Source organism: Erwinia sp. Leaf53 (assembly GCF_001422605.1).
Taxonomy (GTDB): Bacteria; Pseudomonadota; Gammaproteobacteria; order Enterobacterales; family Enterobacteriaceae; genus Erwinia.
Genome location: NZ_LMLK01000021.1, coordinates 44111 through 64132, shown reverse-complemented (window position 1 = coordinate 64132; position 20022 = coordinate 44111). Strand labels below are relative to the sequence as shown.

Sequence of the window (20022 nt, the reverse complement as noted above, 5' to 3'; positions counted from 1 at the left end):
GGGTTTTTTGCAGCTATTTAGCGGCTTTGTCTTATTGACACTGTGCTAACTTTGTTCACAACAGCAAAAACCAGGGTGCAGGACAGGGGAAATCATGGCGATTCAGGGTATTGAAAGTGTGGTGCAGGCGCTGCAGTCCACCGCGTTACAGGCCGGCGGTAAGAGCGCTGAGGCTGGCAGTCAGGCGGATTTTGGCGCTGAGCTGAAGGCGGCGTTAAATCGCATCAGCGAAACGCAAACCGCGTCGCGTCAGCAGGCGCAGGATTTTGAACTGGGCAAAGAGGGCATCTCGCTGAATGACGTGATGGTGGACATGCAGAAATCGAGCGTGTCGATGCAGATGGGCATTCAGGTGCGTAACAAGCTGGTCAGTGCGTACACAGAAATCATGAATATGACGGTGTAAGTAATTGTTTTAAGGCGATAAAGAAGGCGTTCTTTATCGCCAGTGGGGCGGCAGCGTAACGGGACAGAGAGCGATCAGATCTGGTCATCCGGCGTACGTTGTACCACCAGCTCCAGCGCATTACGGTAGATATCCAGCTGCACCACGTCGTTTTCCGATTCCAGCTTCTGCAGCAGATAAAAAATCACATCCTTGTTGGTAACAAAACCTTTTTGCGCGGTAATCTGGGCCATGGCCAGCCGTACGACTTCCGCTTCACTCAGATGAAGGTCGTCTGACATTTTGAAGTATTCAGAAATTTGCGACTCGGTTGAAATTTCCTGCTGCATGGTCGTATCTCCAAAAGCTTCCCGTTTACCGCCCGGACAGGGGCAGGCAAAAACGGAGAAGCATGCTAAAATAGGAAGCGATCGTTAAAAAATTACCTCTGCAAGTAGAAATCCGAATACCTGCAGAGGCGATGCAAAGCATCATTCGTTACGCGAAGCCTTCTGGCTTCCCGTTAAATCTATACAATGATCGTAAGCTTGTACAACTTTACCGTAAAATATTTTACTGGTCAGATCTGTTGGCTGAAGTATAGTCCACTATCGCTGACTCATTTCACCCTTTCTGCTGAATGTTTCCCCGTTGCTGCCGATAACTGCTGATAGCGCCTGCTGTCACGGCCCCTGTCAATTACAGCCCGAGGATGAAATGGATAATTTCCAGAAAGAGATCGACGAGAGAGCGAACCTCGCCTTATCAAACAAGTTCGAACTGCTGCTGTTCCGCCTCGGGTGTGCTGAAGGGCAGGAAAAACCTGAACTGTTTGGCATCAACGTGTTTAAACTGCGCGAAATCGTGCCGATGACCGCCATCACCCGCGCGGCGGGCATGCACTCTCCGCTGCTCGGCATGGCTAACATTCGCGGCCAGCTGATCCCGGTGATTGACCTGCCGGCGGTGGCGGGCTGTATCCCGGCCACCGGATTAAATCTGCTGCTGGTCACCGAGTATGCCCGCAGCACCCAGGCTTTTGCCGTTGAGTCGGTGGAAGACATCGTGCGGCTCAACTGGAACCAGGTCCACGCCGCCGAGTCAGGCGTCAGCACCCACAACATCACCAGCATTGCCTGCCTGGATGATGCCAACACCATGGCGATGGTGCTGGACGTTGAACAGATCCTGCATGACGTGATCCCCTCCGTGCGTGAAGTGAAAGAGAACGACATCCAGCTGAAAAACTTCAAAATGAAGCCGGGCGCGGTGGCGATCGTCGCGGAAGACTCAAAGGTGGCGCGCTCGATGATCGAGCAGGGGCTGAAGGTAATGGGGATTCCGGCGCTGTCATTTACCACCGGGCTGGAAGCCTGGACGCAGATCAAGATGATGGTGGCAGACGCGCAAAAGGAAGGAGTATCAATTCACGACAAGATTGGCCTGGTGCTGACCGACCTGGAGATGCCGGAAATGGACGGCTTCACCCTGACGCGCAATATCAAAACCGATCTCGGCCTGCAGCAAATTCCGGTGGTGATCCACTCCTCGCTCTCCGGCAGCGCCAATGAAGATCACGTGCGCAAGGTCGGGGCCAACGGTTATGTGGCAAAATTTGAGATTGGCCAGCTCTCCGCGGTGATCCACCAGGTGCTGGAGGACGCGGCGCGCTAAGCCGCGTGGCCAGCCCACGCAGGCGGGGCTGTAACGCTGACTCCGGTCTGGAGGAGGAACTCCGCGCCTACAATACAAACTCCGGACGTACCTGATTACGTCCGCTGTGTTTGGCGATATACAGTTGCTGGTCGGCCTGGTCGATGGCCGCATCCAGACTCTGTACGTGATCGATATCCAGCGCGCTCAGACCGATACTGACGGTAACGCTCAGATTGTTACCGTTGAGCAGAATTTCATTGTTTTCAATGCGGTGGCGCAGCCGGTTGGCCAGCAGGAACGCCCTCGCCGGGTTAATACCCTCAATCAGTACCAGAAATTCTTCGCCACCCATGCGGCAGATAATCGCCGACGGTTGCAGCGACTGACGGATGCACTCCGCGGTGCGGGCAAGTACGTGGTCGCCCGAGGCGTGGCCCCAGGTATCATTAATATTTTTAAAGCGGTCGATGTCCACCAGGAACGCCGCGCCGGTAAAGTTGCGCGTTTTCCCACGCGGCTTCATCAATGTTTCCAGCCGTGAGGAGAGCCCGCTGCGGGTCAACGCGCCGGTCAGCAGATCGAAGTCGGCACGCTGGGTCACCCGCGCTACCAGCTTTTTATTGGCGGTGGTGCTCAGGGCGACGATCAGCGGGCCAATCAGCATGGCCGCCACGCCCACCCGGGCTGACGACAGGCTGTCGATGCGAAACAGGTCATCTTTGCCCTGGATATTCAGCACGTTACTGGCCACGAGGATAATCTCGCTGATGCCGGTGATAAAGGTCAGGCAGCAGGTGACAAACAGCGGATAGCTGATGGCGCACCACAGCAGGGCGGGTAGCGGGAACAGCAGGCTGGCGCCGCCGCCGACCCAGATGCCGGCCACGGTGGTGATAACCAGCGTTACTACCGGCAGCAGCGAACTTTCCTGCCTGACCTTCTTCATCTCTTTCAGCTCATCGCGGCGCGGCAGGCTGATCACCAGCGGCAGCAGCAGTAATGAGGTGGAGAGCTGTTCGGAGAACCATGAAAACAGCGCCTTAAACAGCTCATCGTGGAAGTAACGCTCGCTGACGATAGCACCCAACACTGCACATGCGGCGGCGCCGATCATCGACGCCGGGAACACCCTGACCAGCGCCTGCAGGCGGCGCGGCTGGGCGCCGGTGAAGCGATCGGTCAGCAGCACCCAGCGGGCGCAGGCCACAAAAGCCATATTGGCGATATTCAGGCCGACGGAAATCAGCAGCGGCGTGCCCCACAGCAGGTCCACCGTCAGCATCCCGCAGAACATGATCAGCAGCGTTACCGGATGATCCAGCCGTGGAAAACGTATCAGCAGCCCGACCAGCAGGGCGTTGCCGGGCCAGAAGATCGACAGGGATTCGAAGCTGCGCAGGCTTAACCCGGTCAGGGAGAGCACCATGGCAAGCGAAAAGAGCAAAGCAAGCTGTTTCAGGCTGAATGGTTGATATTGCATGGCTTAGCTCAGGGCAGTTGTTATGGCCGCTCATGCGATCGGTGCGTTAAGCTTTGCCCTGCGGCGAACAACAGACCTGATTCGAATGGGTGAGTTAAAATTACGCGCCCACACGATACGTGACAAGCCGGATTAACGCAATTTATTAAACTATCCTCATGAAAGGGATTAAAAAAACGGCATGGATTACGTTTTTTTGCGCTATCCGTGCCGGGACATTGTCCGAATGTTTCAGACATTGACAAAACAATCAGCGCTTCATGGGCTTAGTGGTTCCATAACGCCGTGCTAACCTTTATCATCCCCGCTATTCAACGCTGCCGTTGCGGCCACCTTAAAGACGGATTTTATGTATCGACCTGTCGCCCTGTTTATTGGTCTGCGCTACATGCGCGGACGTGCTTCTGACCGCTTCGGGCGGTTTGTCTCCTGGCTGTCGGCCATCGGCATTACGCTTGGCGTGATGGCGCTGGTCACCGTACTGTCGGTGATGAACGGCCTTGAGCACGAGCTGGAGAAAAACACCCTCGGGCTGATGCCGCAGGCGGTGCTCTCCGGCACGTCCGGCTCCATCAACCCACAGCAGATCCCAGCCAGCCAGCTGCACCTGCGTGGCGTCGATCGGATAACGCCGCTGACCACCGGTGAGGTGGTGATGCAGAGCGCCGCCAGCGTCGGCGTTGGTGTGATGCTCGGCGTCAACCCTGACGAAGCCGATCCGCTGACCCCCTACCTGATTAACGTGCAGCAGCAACAGCTGCAGCCGGGCCAGTATCACCTGATCCTTGGCGAGCAGCTGGCGACCCAGCTGGGCGTCAAGCGCGGCGACAGCCTGCGGCTGATGGTGCCGTCTGCCAGCCAGTTCACGCCGATGGGGCGCATCCCCAGCCAGCGTCTGTTTACGGTGATCGGTACCTTTGCTTCTAACAGCGACGTCGACGGCTATCAGATTATGGTTAACCAGCAGGACGCCTCGCGCCTGATGCGCTACCCGGCGGGCAACATTACCGGCTGGCGTCTGTGGCTGGACAAACCGCTACAGGTGGACAGCCTCAGCCAGCAGGCGCTGCCGGCCGGGCTGGTGTGGAGCGACTGGCGCGATCGCAAAGGCGAGCTGTTCCAGGCGGTGAAGATGGAGAAAAATATGATGGGGCTGCTGCTCAGCCTGATCGTCGCCGTGGCCGCCTTTAACATCATCACTTCTCTTGGCCTGCTGATTATGGAAAAGCAGGGTGAAGTGGCGATCCTGCAAACCCAGGGGCTGACCCGCCGCCAGGTGGTGGCGGTGTTTATGGTGCAGGGCGCCACCGCCGGCATCGTCGGCGCGCTGTTCGGTGCGCTGCTGGGCGTGCTGCTGGCCAGCCAGCTGAACAATTTAATGCCGGTGATTGGCGCGTTCCTCGACGGCGCGGCGCTGCCGGTCGAGATTTCCATGACCCAGGTGGCCACCATTACCCTAACGGCGATGGTGGTGGCGCTGTTGTCCACGCTCTACCCTTCCTGGCGCGCCGCCGCCGTTCAACCCGCTGAGGCTTTACGTTATGAGTAACACCATCCTGTTGCAGTGCGACAACCTGTGCAAACGCTATCAGGAGGGCAGCGTGCAGACCGATGTCCTGCGCAACGTCTCCTTCAGCATGGGCAGCGGCGAGATGACGGCGATTGTCGGCAGCTCCGGTTCCGGTAAAAGTACCCTGATGCACCTGCTCGGTGGGCTGGATACGCCGACCTCCGGCGAAGTGGTGTTTGACGGCCGATCGCTGAACGGCATGTCTTCCGCCGCCAAGGCCGAGCTGCGCAACCGCGAGCTGGGTTTTATCTATCAGTTCCACCACCTGCTGCCGGACTTCAGCGCGCTGGAGAACGTGGCGATGCCGCTGCTGATCGGCAAAACCAGCAAAGCGGAGGCGCAGAGCCGTGCGCTGGCGATGCTCAAAGCGGTGGGGCTGGAGCACCGCGCCGCGCACCGCCCGGCGGAGCTCTCCGGCGGTGAGCGCCAGCGCGTGGCGATCGCCCGTGCGCTGGTCAATAAACCGCGGCTGGTGCTGGCCGATGAACCGACCGGCAACCTCGACGCGCGCAACACCGATGCCATCTTTGGCCTGCTCGGTGAACTGAACCGCAGCCAGGGTACCGCCTTCCTGGTGGTCACCCACGATCTGCAGCTGGCGAAACGCATGGGCCGCCAGATGGAGATGCGTGACGGGCAGCTCAGCGAACAGCCGACGCTGACGGGTAGCCTGTGATGGGGCAGCTCTCTCTTCTGCTGGCGCTGCGCTTCAGCCGCGGCCGTCGTCGGGGCGGCATGGTGTCGCTGATCTCGGTGATCTCCACCGTCGGCATTGCGCTGGGGGTGATGGTACTGATTATCGGCCTCAGCGCGATGAACGGCTTCGAACGCGAGCTGAACAACCGCATTCTGGCGGTGGTGCCGCACGGCGAGATCGAAGCGGTTAACCAGCCGTTTACCGGCTGGCAGAGCCTGCTGCCAAAAATCGAACAGGTGCCCGGCGTGGCCGCCGCCGCCCCCTACATTAACTTCACCGGCCTGATCGAGAGCGGCAGCAAGCTGCAGGCGGTGCAGGTGAAGGGCGTGGATCCGGCGCAGGAAGGGCGCCTGAGCGCGCTGCCGTCCTACGTACAGAACGGTGCCTGGCAGAGCTTTGCCGCGGGCAAGCAGCAGATCCTGCTGGGGCAGGGGGTGGCCAACAGCCTGAAGCTGAAGCAGGGCGACTGGCTGACCATCATGATCCCCAACAGCGATCCTGAACATAAGCTGCTGCAGCCGAAGCGGGTGCGCCTGCAGGTCAGCGGCATCCTGAAGCTCAGCGGCATGCTCGATCACAGCCTGGCGCTGGTGCCGCTGGCCGACGCGCAAAGCCTGCTGGGCATGGGCGACAACGTCACCGGCATCGCGCTGAAGGCGAAAGATCCGTTTGACGCGCAGAAGCTGGTGCGCGCCGCCGGGGAAGTGACCCACAGCTACGTCTATATCCGCAGCTGGATTGGCACCTACGGCTATATGTACCGCGATATCCAGATGATCCGCGCCATTATGTACCTGGCGATGGTGCTGGTGATCGGCGTGGCCTGCTTCAACATCGTCTCCACGCTGGTGATGGCGGTAAAGGACAAGAGCGGGGATATCGCCGTGCTGCGTACCCTCGGCGCGAAAGACGGCCTGATCCGGGCGATCTTCGTCTGGTACGGCCTGCTGGCCGGGCTGGTGGGCAGCGTTAGCGGCGTGGTGCTGGGGGTGCTGGCCGCGCTGAACCTGACGCCGATCGTTCACGCGCTTGAAACCTTGACCGGCTACCATTTCCTGTCCGGCGATATCTACTTTATTGATTTCCTGCCGACCGAGCTGCACTGGCGGGATGTGATCACGGTGCTCGCCACCTCGCTGCTGTTAAGCCTGATCGCCAGCTGGTATCCGGCGCGGCGCGCCAGCCGCATCGATCCGGCGCGGGTGCTGAGTGGGCAGTAAGGTCGGGAGACGCGATGTACTACGGATTTGACGTCGGCGGCAGCAAAATTGCCCTCGGCGTGTATAACGAGCAACGCCAGCAAGTATGGAGCCGGCGCGTGCCGACCCCGGCAGATGACTATGCGCAACTGCTGGATACGCTGTGTGAACTGACCGCTGAAGCGGATGCGCACTGCGGTCAGCGGGGTAGCGTTGGCATCGGCGTGCCCGGCCTGCCGGTGCCGGACGACGGCACGCTGTTTACCGCCAATATCCCGGCGGCGCGCGGCCGCACGCTGCAGGCAGATCTCAGCCAGCGCCTCGGGCGAGCGGTGCGCATCGATAACGATGCCAACTGTTTTGCCCTGTCGGAAGCCTGGGACGATGAGTTTCAGGCCTACGCGGTGGTGCTGGGGATCATTCTCGGCACCGGCGTCGGCGGCGGGCTGATCGTCGAGGGTAAACCGGTCACCGGCCGCAACTACGTGGTCGGCGAGCTGGGGCATATGCGGCTGCCGGTGGATGCGCTGGAGATCCTCGGGCGCGACGTGCCGCTGCTGCCCTGCGGCTGTGGCAAACGCGGCTGTATTGAGGGCTATCTCTCAGGAAACGGTTTTGCCTGGCTGTGGCAGCACGTTTATCAGCAGAGTCTCAGTGCACCGGAGATAATCACCCGGTATTATCAGGGAGATGCTGACGCACGGCAGCACACCGAGCGCTACCGTGACCTGCTGGCGGTGTGCCTCGGTAACTGGCTGACGCTGCTCGACCCGCACCTGGTGGTGTTCGGCGGCGGATTATCCAATTTTGACGCGCTGTATGAGGGGCTGGCGGAGCGGGTGGCACCTTTGCTGCTACCGGTGGCCCGGCCACCGCGGTTTGCCAAAGCCCGTCATGGAGACGCAGGCGGAATGCGCGGTGCCGCATTTCTGCATATTAAAAGCCTGTCCCGGTAAAATAACCTGATGGGATGGCTCAAAGGATTAAGGAGAGGTTATGATGCGTACACCCCGCCGCCGTCTGCGGCTGGCCCGCGACAAGAAGAACCGCCGCAAGGTTCAGCAGCGTTTTCGTCAGCGCATCTTCGAGCGCGACCGTAACCTTGAAATCGCCATGCATCCGCTGCCGCGCGTGGTGGTGCTGACCGGGGCCGGCATCTCCGCCGAGTCCGGCATCCAGACCTTTCGCGCCGCCGACGGCCTGTGGGAATCCCACCGCGTTGAGGACGTTGCCACGCCGGAAGGCTTTCAGCGTAACCCGGAACGGGTGCAGGAATTCTACAACGCCCGCCGCCAGCAGCTGCAACAGCCTGAGATCCAGCCTAACGCCGCGCACCTGGCGCTGGCCGAACTGGAGTCCGCACTGGGCGACCGTCTCCTGCTGGTGACGCAGAATATCGACAACCTGCACGAACGTGCCGGCAACCGCAACGTGATCCACATGCACGGTGAACTGCTCAAGGTGCGCTGCGTCTCCAGCGGCCAGGTGCTGCACTGGAACGACGACGTGAAACCGGACGACCGCTGCCACTGCTGCCAGTTCCCGTCGCGGCTGCGCCCGCACGTGGTGTGGTTTGGCGAAATGCCGTTGCATATGGAGGAGATCTACCAGGCGCTGGCCGAGGCCGATTACTTTGTGGCGATCGGCACCTCAGGCCACGTCTATCCGGCGGCCGGGTTCGTCAGCGAAGCTAAACTGCAGGGCGCGCACACGCTGGAGCTGAACCTGGAACCAAGCCAGGTCGGCAGCGAATTCGCCGAAGCGCAGTACGGCCTCGCCAGCGAAGTGGTCCCGGCCTGGGTGCGCGGACTGCTGGACGGGCTGAAGCGCTAAGCGGGCTGAAACAGCCGACAGAGGATTTCCGCTGCCACTGTTGCTGCTCCCACACCGGCCTGAAAACACCCCGCTAATGCTGCTCTTGTTTAAAAGATCCCTGTCACTGATGTGACAGGAGAACGGTTAGATCTCATCACGTATGTTGCCTTACTGATTGCTGTCACGCTTGCCTGTCGGCAGCGAAAAAATCAAATGTGCCACCACGCCGCCAACCAGTCCCCAGAACGCCGCCCCGACGCCAAACAGGCTGACGCCGGAGGCGGTAATCAGAAAGGTAATCACCGCCGCGTCACGCTGCTTCTCATCGCTCAGCGCGCGCTGCAGGCTGCCGGCAATGGTGCCCAGCAGCGCCAGCCCGGCGATGGTGTGGATCAGCGGCAGCGGTAGCGCGTTAAGCAGGCCGCCGATCGCGCCGCCGAAAATACCCGCCAGGATATAGAACAGCCCGGCCATCGCCGCCGCCCAGTAGCGGCGCTGCGGATCGGGGTGGACGTCCGGCCCCATGCAGATCGCCGCGGTAATCGCCGCAATACACATGGTAAAGCCGCCGAACGGCGCCAGCAGCAGCGCGGTCAGTCCGGTCCAGGCGATCAGCGGGGAGACCGGCAGCGTATAACCGGCGGCCTTCAGCGTGGCGATGCCCGGCGCGTTTTGCGAAGCCATGGTGACCACAAAAAACGGAATGCCGATGCTCAGCAGGCTGGCGGGGTTAAAGTGCGGCATCACGAACTGCGGGGCCACCACGCTCGGCCCACCACTGAAGTGGATCGCGCCCTGGCCCCAGGCCACCGCCAGCCCGCACAGCAGCGTCAGCACGATGGCGTAACGCGGCAGCAGGCGGCGCGCCAGCAGATACGTCAGCAGCATGCTGCCGCTGAGGGAAAAATTGACCTGCAGCGCGCCAAAGGCGTCAATGCCGAAGCGCAGCAGGATGCCGGCCAGCATCGCGCTGGAGATGGCCAGCGGAATATAGTTCATCAGTCGGGCGAACAGCCCGGTCACGCCGCAGAAAACGATCAGCGCCGAGGCGAAAATAAACACGCCGATGGCGTCGTTGATCGAGGTACCGGGCAGGGTGGTGACCAGCAGCGCCGCGCCGGGCGTTGACCACGCGGTCAGCACCGGCGTGCGGTACCACAGCGACAGCCCCAGCGAGGTTATGCCCATCCCCAGCCCGAGCATACTCAGCCAGCCGTTGATCTGCAGCGGCGTGGCTCCGGCCGCCGCTGCGGCCTGGAAGATAATCGCCGCCGAACTGGTATAACCGACCAGCACGGCAACAAAACCGGCCACCACGGCAGGGAAGGTGAGATGACTGAGGGACAGCGGCGGTCGCATGGCTAACTCCATATAAATCGTGCGTTATAGCGCACAAGCTAGCACCGTGCGTTATAGCGCACAAGCGGTTATACTGCGTTTTTTACCGGATTTACCGGAGGTTTTATGCAGGCGCTGCAACACCATCTTGCCGACACCCTGAAGCGTGAACGCAGCCAGCGCGGCTGGAGCCTGACCCAGGCCGCCGACGCCACCGGCGTCAGCAAGGCGATGCTCGGCCAGATCGAGCGCGGCGAATCCAGCCCGACCATCGCCACGCTGTGGAAGATTGCCACCGGCTTTAACCTCTCCTTCTCGGCGTTTATCAGCGCAGAGGCTGCGCCGCCGGATCCCGCCAATACGGCGCTATCCGCAGCGCAACAGGCCGCTGCGGCTCAACAGACAGAGGGTGATCCCGATCCTCGTCCGCCGCATTCTGGCGAGGGTGATCAGGTTTCCCGCCCATCCCGTCAAAACCGCGCCTCAGCCGCCGCGCCCGTTGAGCACCCCCAGCGCAGTCATCCGACCCCGGTCGCCTATCAGCAGTCCGATCGCGGTATGCAGGCCACGCTGCTGTTTCCCTTCGATCCCGAAACCGGCTTTGAGCTGCTGGTGATTGAGCTGGCCGCCGGGGCGCTGAGTGAATCCAGCGCCCACGAAGCTGGCATGATCGAGCACGTGATTGTGCTGGAGGGTGAGCTGGAGATCTGCCTCGACGGTGAATGGCAGCGGCTGGCCTGCGGCGAAGGCGTTCGCTTTCGCGCCGACCGGCCACATGCTTACCGCAATCCTGGAGCGCAGCCGGTGAGGTTTCATGATGTGATCCACTATCCGCGCCGTTAATTGCGTCTTTACCCGCTTCACTGATCTGTGACAGGATTTTGTCTGAGTCGCAGCACCATAATCATACCAGGCACTCCAGAGGGATCACTGATGAACAATCTGCTAGACCGCTTCTTAAGCTATGTCGCTATCGACACCCAGTCCAGACCCGGCGCGCGGCAGACGCCGAGCAGCGAAGGGCAGTGGACGCTGCTGCGCCAGCTGCAGGATGAACTGAAGGCGCTGGGGCTGAGCGATATTAGCTGCAGCGAACACGGGATCGTGATGGCCACGCTGCCGTCTAATGTCGCCTGGCCGGTGCCGACCATCGGCTTTATCTCACATGTGGATACCGCGCCGGATATGACCGGCAAAAACGTCAATCCGCAGATTATTGAGAACTATCGCGGCGGCGATATTGCGCTGGGGCACGGCGAAGAGATCCTTTCGCCGGTGACCTTCCCGGTGCTGCACCAGCTGCACGGGCATACTTTGATCACCACCGACGGCAAAACCCTGCTGGGTGCGGACGACAAAGCCGGGGTGGCGGAGATTATGACCGCGCTGGCGCGGCTGGTCGCGGAAGGCAAGCCGCACGGCCCGATCCGCGTTGCTTTCACGCCGGATGAAGAGATTGGCAAAGGAGTGCGCCACTTTGACGTCGCCGCCTTTGCCGCCGACTGGGCCTACACCGTGGACGGCAGCGGCATTGGCGAATTTGAGTATGAGAACTTTAACGCCGCCTCGGTGACGGTAAGCATAACCGGCAATAACGTCCATCCGGGCAGCGCCAAAGGGGTGATGGTCAACGCGCTGGATCTGGCGATGCGCTTTCATCAGGCGGTGCCGGCGGAAGAGGTGCCGGAGAAAACCGCAGGCTACGAGGGCTTTTACCATCTGCACGGCAGCAAGGGCACGGTGGAACACGCCGAACTGCACTATATCGTGCGCGACTTTGACCGCGAAAGCTTCGCCGCCCGCAAGCACACCCTGCAGCAGATCGCCGACCGGCTGAACCAGACGCTGCCGGAATCGGCCAGCATCCGCCTGCAAATCGAAGATACCTACTTCAATATGCGCGAGAAGGTGGAGGCCTGCCCGCAGAGCATCGAACTGGCGCTGCAGGCGATCCGCGACTGCGGCATCACGCCTGACGTGAAGCCAATTCGCGGCGGCACCGACGGCGCACAGCTCTCCTTTATGGGGCTGCCGTGCCCGAACATCTTTACCGGCGGCTACAACTACCACGGCAAGCACGAGTTCGCCTCGCTGGACTATATGGAGAAGGCGGTGCAGGTGATTACCCGGATCGCCGCGCTGGCGTCAGAGCAGGCCAGGCCGCGCTGAGCGCCTCACCGTTAAACGCCCGCCAGAGCGTCGACTCTGGCGTGTCAGCCGCGCCCGGCGGCGGTGCGTAGCGCATTATCCGGCCGTGCGTTACCATTAGCTGTGTTATTTCCTCATTCAGCGATCGCGCCTGGCGCTGTGATAAGCAGTGCCGACGCGTCTGTCGGTAAAGGATCGAAAATGAACAAAACCGTTATGTCGTTGCTGTCTGTCATGCTGCTGGCCAGCCCGCTGGTGCAGGCATCAAGTGAAGCCGCCTGGCAGCAGAGCAACAAGGATATGCAGGGGGCTTGTCTTAAGGCCAGCCAGCTCAGTAAGGTAAAAGTGGTGGGTAAGGCCATTGAGTATGACGACAGCGTGGGTTACAGCGCGCTGTTGCTGGAAGGGCGCTACCCGCAGAAGCACATGAACAACCAGCGCGGACGTGAGCTGTGCCTGTTCCAGCGCAGCAGCGGTAAAGCGGTGGTCAGTGAAGCCGATCGCCTGAGCGCGACAAAGTAATTCCCTCCTCCACGCCGCCCGTCCAACGGGTGGCGTCTCCCAGCCGTTCCCGTTTCACAAACGTCATCTGCCGTTAACCGGCCTGTCACACAGCGCGGGCAAAGTAGGGCGCATCCGCAGCTACGGATCGTTTTCTCTGTGCTGCAACGGAAATGACGTTGTGGAGATTTTTTTTATGCTGAACATGTCCAGACATCCGACCACTTTATACCAGGCGATTGCCAGCCAGCTGGAGCAGGAGCTGCATCGCTACCGCTGTGGCGACTATCTGCCGCCGGAGAAACAGCTGGCGGCGCAGTATGCGGTTAACCGCCATACGCTGCGTCGGGCGGTGGATCAGCTGGTGGAGAAGGGGCTGGTGCAGCGCCGCCAGGGGGTGGGGATTCTGGTGCTGATGCGCCCGTACAACTACCCGCTGCATGCTCAGGCACGTTTCAGTCAGAACCTGCTGGAGCAGGGCAGCCATCCGACCAGCGAACGCCTGCTGGCGGTGCTGCGCCCGTGCAACAGCGACGTGGCGACGGCGCTGGGCTGTCAGGAAGGTGACACGGTGATCCATCTGCGCACCCTGCGCCGGGTCAACGGCGTGCCGGTGTGCGTGATCAATCACTGGCTGCCGGAGCTGAGCTGGTGGCCGCAGCTGCAAACGTTTACCAGCGGATCGCTGCATGACTTTATGCAGCAGCATCTGACCTCCGGCCTCAGCCGCAGGCAGACGCGGATCACCGCGCGCCGCGCGCAGGCGAAAGAGAGCCAGCTGCTGGAGGTGGCGCTGCACGCGCCGCTGCTCTGCGTGCGCACCCTGAACACCGAAACCGACGGCGGCAGGATGGCGGAATACTCCGTCAGCCTGACCCGCGCCGATATGATTGAACTGACGCTGGAGCACTAAATGGAAGCACAGAGAATCCGCCAGCACTGGCTGTCGGTGCTGGCCCACAGCACGCCGCAACAGCTGCTGGCGCACTGGCCCGCACAGCTGCAGCCGGAGTACCAGCTGCTGCGCGCACCTGAAACCGGCCTGACCCGCCTGCAGGCGCGGATGGGCGGCACCGGTAAACGTTTTATCCTCGGTGACACCACCGTCACCCGCGCGGTGGTCAGGCTGAACAACGGCTTATGCGGCTACAGCTACGTGCTGGGCCGTGACCATCAGCACGCCGAACGCTGCGCGCTGCTGGATGCGCTGCTGCAGGGGGAACAGTTCAAGGCCCTGCAGCAGCAGATCATTGCGCCGCTGGCGGCCCTGCGTCAGGAGCAGCTGACGCTGCGCTCGCGCGAGGTGGCCAGCAGCCGCGTCGACTTCTTTACCCTGGTCCGGGGAGATAACTAAATGACCTTACTTGCCAGCTTCAGCCATCCGGTTGCCGACGCGCAACGCGCCTTCCGTCGTATTCTCAAAGCCATGAGCGAGCCGGGGGTGATGGTCTCGCTGCCGGTACTGCCGGCGTGGGGGCAGACCTCCACCGCCGCCACGGCGGTGATGATGACCCTCGTCGACGGTGAAACGCCGCTGTGGATCGACGCCCGGCTGGATAACGACGCCCTGCGCAACAATCTGCGCTTCCACACCGGCGCGCCGGTGACGGACTGCACCCGGGCACCGTTTGCGCTGCTGCACGCGGAATCTGAGGCCGATATCGCCGGTTTTTCTGCCGGGGACAACCTCTCGCCGGAGAAGAGCAGCACGCTGATTATTGAAGTCCCGTCGCTGAGCGGTGGCCTGACCCTGCGCCTGCGCGGTCCGGGGCTGATGGAAACCCGCGCCATTGCGCCGAAGCTGCCGGAGAACGTGCTGCGCTATCTGCGCGACCGTTCGCATCGCTTCCCGCAGGGGATCGACCTGATCTTTACCTGCGGGGAAAATATGATGGCGCTGCCGCGCACCACCGACGTGGAGGTGTGCTGATGTACGTCGCGGTAAAAGGGGGCGAGAAGGCGATCGCCGCCGCCCATCAGCTGCAGGAGAGCCTGCGCCGCGGCGATCCGCAGCAGCCGGAGTTGCAGTGTGAACAGATTGAGCAGCAGCTGGGGCTGGCGGTGGATCGGGTAATGACCGAAGGCGGCATTCACGACCGCGAGCTGGCGGCGCTGGCGATCAAACAGGCCAGCGGCGACCTGGTGGAAGCGATCTTCCTGCTGCGCGCCTACCGCACCACGCTGCCCAGACTGGCGGACAGCGTGCCGCTGGACACCGCGCAGATGCGCGTCGAGCGCCGTATCTCGGCGGTGTACAAGGATCTGCCCGGCGGGCAGCTGCTCGGCCCGACCTACGACTACACCCACCGGCTGCTGGATTTCACCCTGCTGGCGGAGGGTAAAGCGCCCGCCGCGCCGCGTGCGGACCAGCCGCTGGAGCCGCGCTGCCCGCATATGTTCGACCTGATGACCCGCGAAGGGCTGGCGCTGCGCGAAGAGGATGACGGCAGCGAGCCGCCGGATATCACCCGTGAGCCGCCGTCCTACCCGCAGCCGCGCGCGGCACGCCTGCAGCAGCTGGTGCGCGGCGACGAAGGCTTTCTGCTGGCGCTGGGCTACTCCGGCCAGCGCGGCTATGGCCGCACCCATCCGTTTGCCGGCGAGATCCGCACCGGCTACGTCACCGTCGAGATCGTACCGGAGGAACTGGGCTTCCCGCTGGATATCGGCGAGCTGCTGCTGACCGAATGCGAAATGGTCAACGGTTTCACCGCCCCGGAAGAGCGTGCGCCGCACTTTACCCGCGGCTACGGACTGGTGTTTGGCCGCGCCGAGCGCAAAGCGATGGCGATGGCGCTGGTCGATCGCGCGCTGCAAACCGCTGAGCACGGTGAGCGGGTCACCAGCCCGGCGCAGGATGAGGAGTTTGTGCTCGCCCATGCGGATAACGTCGAAGCCTCCGGCTTTGTTTCGCACCTGAAGCTACCCCACTACGTTGATTTCCAGGCCGAGCTGGTGCTGCTGAAGCGCCTGCGCGCCGAATACGAGGAGCAGCACCGTGAGTGAACTGAACGGCTATAACCCCGGCTACCTCGACGAACAGAGCAAACGCACCCTCCGGCGGGCGATCCTCAAGGCGGTGGCGATCCCCGGCTACCAGGTGCCGTTCGGCGGCCGCGAAATGCCGATGCCGTACGGCTGGGGCACCGGCGGCATCCAGCTGACCGCCAGCGTGATCGGCGAGCACGACGTGCTGAAGGTGATTGACCAGGGCGCGGACGACACCACCAACGCGGTGTCGATCCGCCGCTTCTTCCAGCGGGTCAGCGGTGCGGCCACCACCGAACGCACCGTCGACGCCACGCTGATCCAGACCCGTCACCGCATTCCGGAAACGCCGCTGGCGGAGGATCAGATCCTGATTTATCAGGTGCCGATCCCGGAGCCGCTGCGCTTTATTGAGCCGCGTGAAACCGAAACCCGCACCATGCACGCGCTGGAAGAGTACGGCATCATGCAGGTCAAACTGTATGAGGATATCGCCCGCTACGGCCATATCGCCACCACCTACGCCTACCCGGTGAAGGTTAACGATCGCTACGTGATGGACCCGTCGCCGATCCCGAAATTTGATAACCCGAAGATGAATATGATGCCGGCGCTGCAGCTGTTTGGCGCCGGGCGCGAGAAGCGCATCTACGCGCTGCCGCCCTATACCCGGGTCGAGAGCCTCGACTTTGACGATCACCCGTTCAGCGTGCAGCGCTGGGAGCAGCCCTGTGCGCTGTGCGGCTCACGCGACAGCTATCTGGATGAAGTGGTGCTGGACGACGCAGGCAACCGCCTGTTTGTCTGCTCCGACACCGACTACTGCGGCGAACAGCAGCAGCTGCAGGGCCAGCGCCCGTCCCCGGAAGAGCAGCAAGATCCACAGGAGCCGTCCACATGATCGCAGAGTCACCGCTGCTGGCGGTTAACCAGCTGACCCACCTCTACGCGCCGGGCAAAGGCTTCAGCGACGTCTCATTTGAACTGTATCCGGGTGAGGTGCTGGGCATCGTCGGCGAGTCCGGCTCCGGCAAAACCACGCTGCTGAAGGCGATCTCCGCCCGGCTGACGCCGCAGCAGGGCTCGATTATCTATCAGGGCGAAGACCTCTACGCCCGCAGCGAAAGCGATCGCCGCCGCCTGCTGCGCACCGAATGGGGCGTGGTACACCAGTACCCGATGGACGGGCTGCGCGCGCAGGTCTCCGCCGGCGGCAATATCGGCGAACGGCTGATGGCGGTGGGGGAACGCCACTACGGCCAGATCCGCGCCACCGCCGGCCAGTGGCTGCAGGACGTGGAGATCCCGCTGGCGCGCATTGACGACCTGCCGGGCACCTTCTCCGGCGGCATGCAGCAGCGCCTGCAGATTGCCCGTAACCTGGTCACCCGGCCGAAGCTGGTGTTTATGGATGAACCCACCGGCGGTCTGGACGTTTCGGTGCAGGCGCGGCTGCTGGATCTGCTGCGCACGCTGGTGCGCGATCTCAACCTGGCGGTGGTGATCGTCACCCACGATCTCGGCGTGGCGCGGCTGCTGGCCCACCGGCTGCTGGTGATGAAGCAGGGCGCGGTGGTGGAGAGCGGGCTGACCGACCGGGTGCTGGATGACCCGCATCATCCCTATACCCAGCTGCTGGTTTCATCGTTGCTGAGCTGACGCGTTATGCGGTCATCAGTCCCCGGTGCGGGCGGCGGCACCAGGCGGGTTACCGCCCGTCAGGCGCTGAGTGGGGCAGTGAAACGTTGACTACTATTATCTGACGGTGATAACCCTCATGAGCTTAAAACTACGCGTTGAAAATCTGTCGAAAACGTTTGTGATGCACAACCAGCAGGGCGCACGCCTGCCGGTGCTGGAAAACGCCACGCTGCAGGTGGCGGCGGGGGAGTGCGTGGTGCTGCACGGCCACTCCGGCAGCGGCAAGTCCACGCTGCTGCGATCGCTGTACGCTAACTATCTGCCGGACAGCGGCCATATCTGGCTTGATCATCACGGCGAATGGGTCGATCTGGTCAGTGCCCCGGCGCGACAAATCCTCAGCATCCGCCGTGACACGCTGGGCTGGGTCAGCCAGTTTCTGCGGGTGATCCCGCGTATCACCACGCTGGAAGTGGTGATGCAGCCGCTGCTGGAGCGCGGCGTGGCGCGCGCCGAGAGTGAAGCGCGTGCGAAAGCGCTGCTTGGCCACCTTAACGTGCCCGAGCGGTTATGGTCGCTGGCGCCCTCAACCTTCTCCGGCGGTGAACAGCAGCGGGTCAATATCGCCCGCGGCTTTATCGCCGAGTCGCCGATTCTGCTGCTCGACGAGCCGACCGCCTCGCTGGACGCCACCAACAGCGCCGCGGTGGTGGCGCTGATTGAGCAGGCGCGCCAGCGCGGCGCGGCCATCGTCGGTATTTTTCATGACCACGCGGTGCGCGAACGCGTCGCGGACCGTCTGCATGTGATGCAACCTGTTGCCGTGGAGCACGCCCTGTGATTATCAACAACGTTAAACTGATTCTGGAAAAGGAAGTGGTGGCCGGATCGCTGGCCTGCGAGAACGGCGTCATCACCGCTTACGCCGACACGCCCAGCCAGCTGCCGGAGGCGATCGACGGCGAAGGCGGCTGGCTGATGCCGGGCATGATCGAACTGCATACCGATAACCTCGACAGGTTCTTTGCGCCACGACCAAAGGTGGACTGGCCGGCCCACTCGGCGATGAGCAGCCACGATGCGCTGATTATTGCCAGCGGCATCACCACGGTGCTGGACGCGATCGGCGTCGGCGACGTGCGCGACGGCGGCCACCGCATGGATAATCTGCAGAAGATGATTAAGGCGATCCGTCACAGCCAGAAGCACGGGCTGAACCGTGCCGAACACCGTCTGCACCTGCGCTGCGAGCTGCCAAATGATTCGACGCTGCCGCTGTTTGAACAGCTGATGTGCATTCCCGAACTGTCGCTGGTGTCGCTGATGGATCACTCGCCGGGCCAGCGCCAGTACGTGTCGCTGGCGGCGTGGCGCACCTACTTTGGCGGCAAGTATCAGATGAGTGACGCGCAGCTGGACGCCTACCAGGCCGACCAGCTGCGGCTGGCCGCCCGCTGGTCCGCACCGAACCGCGAGGCGATCGCCGCCTGGTGCCGCCAGTACCGGATCCCGCTGGCCAGCCACGATGATGCCACCCATGCTCACGTGCAGGAGTCGCAGGCGATCGGCAGCACCATCGCCGAATTCCCGACCACCGCCGAAGCCGCACGCGCCTCACGGGAACTGGGGCTGCAGGTGCTGATGGGGGCACCGAATATCGTGCGCGGCGGCTCACACTCCGGCAACGTAGCGGCCGCTGACCTGGCCGCGGCGGGTCAGCTGGATATCCTGTCATCCGATTACTATCCCGCCAGCCTGCTGGATGCGGCGTTCCGGCTGGCGCACGACGAACGCAACGCCTTCGACCTGCCTGCCGCCATCGCGCTGGTGACCCGTAATCCGGCACGTGCCATTAACCTGCACGATCGCGGGACGATCGCCGAAGGGCTGCGTGCCGATCTGGTGCTGGTGCACGAGCATCAGCAGCAGCCGTACGTCAGAAGCGTCTGGGCGCAGGGCAGGATGGTGTTCTGATGGCGCGGCTGATCTGGCTGATTGGGCCGTCCGGTGCCGGCAAGGACAGCCTGCTGCAGGCGCTGGGCGAATGCCCGCCGCCGCAGCTGCTGATTGCCCACCGCTATATCACCCGCAGCGCCGGGGCGGGCGGCGAGAACCACGTGGCGCTCAGCGAGCAGGAGTTTTTACGCCGCAGCGAGCTGGGGCTGTTTGCCATCGAGTGGCAGGCGCACCAGTGCTTTTACGGGCTGGGTTGCGAAACAGACCTGTGGCTGGCTAACGGGCTGAACGTGGTGGTCAACGGCTCGCGCCGCCACCTGCCGGTGGTGCAGCAGCGCTACGGCGAGCTGCTGCTGCCGGTGTGCCTGCAGGTCTCCCCGGCGGTGCTGGCGCAGCGACTGTTGCAGCGCGGGCGGGAGGATGCGGGTGCGATAGAGCGGCGTCTGGCACGGGCGCTGGAGCCGGTTCCGGCCTCCTGCATCACCCTGAACAACGACGGCGACCTGCGGCAGACTTTGGAAGCCTTCTCGCAGATTTTGCATAAAAACGCGGCGATCCGCTGACGCTGCACCGCCCACAGAGACGTTGTCCTGGTTCTCAGCGGAAATTTCCGCCTGGGTCAGACGCTATTCTACGGTCAATTCGTGC

General features: G+C 62.5%; 22 protein-coding genes. 19 read left to right on the top strand and 3 right to left on the bottom strand.

Going from position 1 to position 20022, the window contains the following annotated elements; translation table 11 throughout:
- The first annotated feature begins 94 nt into the window (after window positions 1-94).
- Entirely contained in the window at window positions 95-406 is a 312-nt protein-coding gene (fliE, locus tag ASF13_RS11975) for a flagellar hook-basal body complex protein FliE (RefSeq protein WP_056236526.1), read from the top strand.
- A gap of 74 nt (window positions 407-480) precedes the next feature.
- Here fliE and ASF13_RS11970 read toward each other — a convergent pair whose 3' ends face one another.
- Complete coding sequence (locus tag ASF13_RS11970) at window positions 481-687, bottom strand: biofilm/acid-resistance regulator YmgB/AriR (protein WP_235514999.1); 207 nt, start codon at window positions 685-687, stop codon at window positions 481-483.
- A 415-nt stretch (window positions 688-1102) separates the two neighbouring features.
- Between ASF13_RS11970 and ASF13_RS11965 the strand changes: the two genes are divergently transcribed.
- Window positions 1103-2059, top strand: coding sequence for a chemotaxis protein (locus tag ASF13_RS11965; protein ID WP_056236522.1), 957 nt, complete (start codon window positions 1103-1105; stop codon window positions 2057-2059).
- A gap of 67 nt (window positions 2060-2126) precedes the next feature.
- Here ASF13_RS11965 and ASF13_RS11960 read toward each other — a convergent pair whose 3' ends face one another.
- The gene (locus ASF13_RS11960) at window positions 2127-3521 is read right to left on the bottom strand and encodes a GGDEF domain-containing protein (protein WP_056236520.1); all 1395 of its coding nucleotides are present in this window, start codon (window positions 3519-3521) and stop codon (window positions 2127-2129) included.
- Between the two features lie 349 nt (window positions 3522-3870).
- Here ASF13_RS11960 and lolC point away from each other — a divergent pair, with 349 nt between their 5' ends.
- From lolC to cobB, 5 genes are read left to right on the top strand one after another with little or no spacing between them, the layout of a single operon-like run.
- Window positions 3871-5070, top strand: coding sequence for a lipoprotein-releasing ABC transporter permease subunit LolC (gene lolC / locus ASF13_RS11955; protein WP_056236519.1), 1200 nt, complete (start codon window positions 3871-3873; stop codon window positions 5068-5070).
- Window positions 5063-5767, top strand: coding sequence for a lipoprotein-releasing ABC transporter ATP-binding protein LolD (lolD, locus tag ASF13_RS11950; RefSeq protein ID WP_056236517.1), 705 nt, complete (start codon window positions 5063-5065; stop codon window positions 5765-5767). Before lolC ends, lolD begins: the two co-directional genes overlap by 8 nt.
- Window positions 5764-7008, top strand: coding sequence for a lipoprotein-releasing ABC transporter permease subunit LolE (lolE, locus tag ASF13_RS11945; protein ID WP_156365585.1), 1245 nt, complete (start codon window positions 5764-5766; stop codon window positions 7006-7008). Before lolD ends, lolE begins: the two co-directional genes overlap by 4 nt.
- A 14-nt stretch (window positions 7009-7022) precedes the next feature.
- A complete protein-coding gene (nagK, locus tag ASF13_RS11940) occupies window positions 7023-7943 on the top strand; it encodes an N-acetylglucosamine kinase (protein ID WP_056236514.1) in 921 nt (306 codons plus the stop codon).
- Between the two features lie 43 nt (window positions 7944-7986).
- A complete protein-coding gene (gene cobB, locus ASF13_RS11935) occupies window positions 7987-8820 on the top strand; it encodes a Sir2 family NAD+-dependent deacetylase (RefSeq protein ID WP_056237155.1) in 834 nt (277 codons plus the stop codon).
- 150 nt (window positions 8821-8970) lie between these two features.
- Here cobB and ASF13_RS11930 read toward each other — a convergent pair whose 3' ends face one another.
- Window positions 8971-10161 carry a benzoate/H(+) symporter BenE family transporter gene (locus ASF13_RS11930; protein WP_056236513.1) on the bottom strand — a complete coding sequence of 397 codons (1191 nt, stop codon included), beginning with the start codon at window positions 10159-10161 and terminating at the stop codon, window positions 8971-8973.
- 105 nt (window positions 10162-10266) lie between these two features.
- Between ASF13_RS11930 and ASF13_RS25345 the strand changes: the two genes are divergently transcribed.
- The 12 genes from ASF13_RS25345 to phnN all read left to right on the top strand — a co-directional run bounded on the left by ASF13_RS25345 (window position 10267) and on the right by phnN (window position 19937).
- Window positions 10267-10983 carry a helix-turn-helix domain-containing protein gene (locus ASF13_RS25345; RefSeq protein WP_056236511.1) on the top strand — a complete coding sequence of 239 codons (717 nt, stop codon included), beginning with the start codon at window positions 10267-10269 and terminating at the stop codon, window positions 10981-10983.
- Between the two features lie 90 nt (window positions 10984-11073).
- Window positions 11074-12309 carry a peptidase T gene (pepT, locus tag ASF13_RS11920; protein ID WP_056236509.1) on the top strand — a complete coding sequence of 412 codons (1236 nt, stop codon included), beginning with the start codon at window positions 11074-11076 and terminating at the stop codon, window positions 12307-12309.
- 180 nt (window positions 12310-12489) lie between these two features.
- Entirely contained in the window at window positions 12490-12810 is a 321-nt protein-coding gene (locus ASF13_RS11915) for a hypothetical protein (protein ID WP_056236507.1), read from the top strand.
- A 175-nt stretch (window positions 12811-12985) separates the two neighbouring features.
- Window positions 12986-13702, top strand: coding sequence for a phosphonate metabolism transcriptional regulator PhnF (phnF, locus tag ASF13_RS11910; RefSeq protein ID WP_056237153.1), 717 nt, complete (start codon window positions 12986-12988; stop codon window positions 13700-13702).
- Window positions 13703-14143 (top strand): phosphonate C-P lyase system protein PhnG, encoded by a 441-nt coding sequence (gene phnG, locus ASF13_RS11905; RefSeq protein WP_056236506.1) that lies wholly within the window; start codon window positions 13703-13705, stop codon window positions 14141-14143.
- Window positions 14144-14719 (top strand): phosphonate C-P lyase system protein PhnH, encoded by a 576-nt coding sequence (gene phnH / locus ASF13_RS11900; protein WP_056236503.1) that lies wholly within the window; start codon window positions 14144-14146, stop codon window positions 14717-14719.
- Window positions 14719-15795 (top strand): carbon-phosphorus lyase complex subunit PhnI, encoded by a 1077-nt coding sequence (locus tag ASF13_RS11895; RefSeq protein ID WP_056236501.1) that lies wholly within the window; start codon window positions 14719-14721, stop codon window positions 15793-15795. The genes phnH and ASF13_RS11895 overlap by 1 nt, the downstream gene beginning before the upstream one ends.
- Window positions 15788-16678 carry an alpha-D-ribose 1-methylphosphonate 5-phosphate C-P-lyase PhnJ gene (locus ASF13_RS11890; RefSeq protein ID WP_056236499.1) on the top strand — a complete coding sequence of 297 codons (891 nt, stop codon included), beginning with the start codon at window positions 15788-15790 and terminating at the stop codon, window positions 16676-16678. Before ASF13_RS11895 ends, ASF13_RS11890 begins: the two co-directional genes overlap by 8 nt.
- Window positions 16675-17436: a phosphonate C-P lyase system protein PhnK gene (gene phnK / locus ASF13_RS11885; RefSeq protein ID WP_056236497.1), complete on the top strand. Its 762-nt coding sequence runs from the start codon at window positions 16675-16677 to the stop codon at window positions 17434-17436. Before ASF13_RS11890 ends, phnK begins: the two co-directional genes overlap by 4 nt.
- Before the next feature lie 118 nt (window positions 17437-17554).
- Window positions 17555-18259, top strand: coding sequence for a phosphonate C-P lyase system protein PhnL (phnL, locus tag ASF13_RS11880; protein ID WP_056236495.1), 705 nt, complete (start codon window positions 17555-17557; stop codon window positions 18257-18259).
- The gene (phnM, locus tag ASF13_RS11875) at window positions 18256-19392 is read left to right on the top strand and encodes an alpha-D-ribose 1-methylphosphonate 5-triphosphate diphosphatase (RefSeq protein WP_056236493.1); all 1137 of its coding nucleotides are present in this window, start codon (window positions 18256-18258) and stop codon (window positions 19390-19392) included. The genes phnL and phnM overlap by 4 nt, the downstream gene beginning before the upstream one ends.
- Complete coding sequence (gene phnN, locus ASF13_RS11870; RefSeq protein ID WP_056236491.1) at window positions 19392-19937, top strand: ribose 1,5-bisphosphokinase; 546 nt, start codon at window positions 19392-19394, stop codon at window positions 19935-19937. Before phnM ends, phnN begins: the two co-directional genes overlap by 1 nt.
- The last annotated feature ends 85 nt before the right edge of the window (window positions 19938-20022 follow it).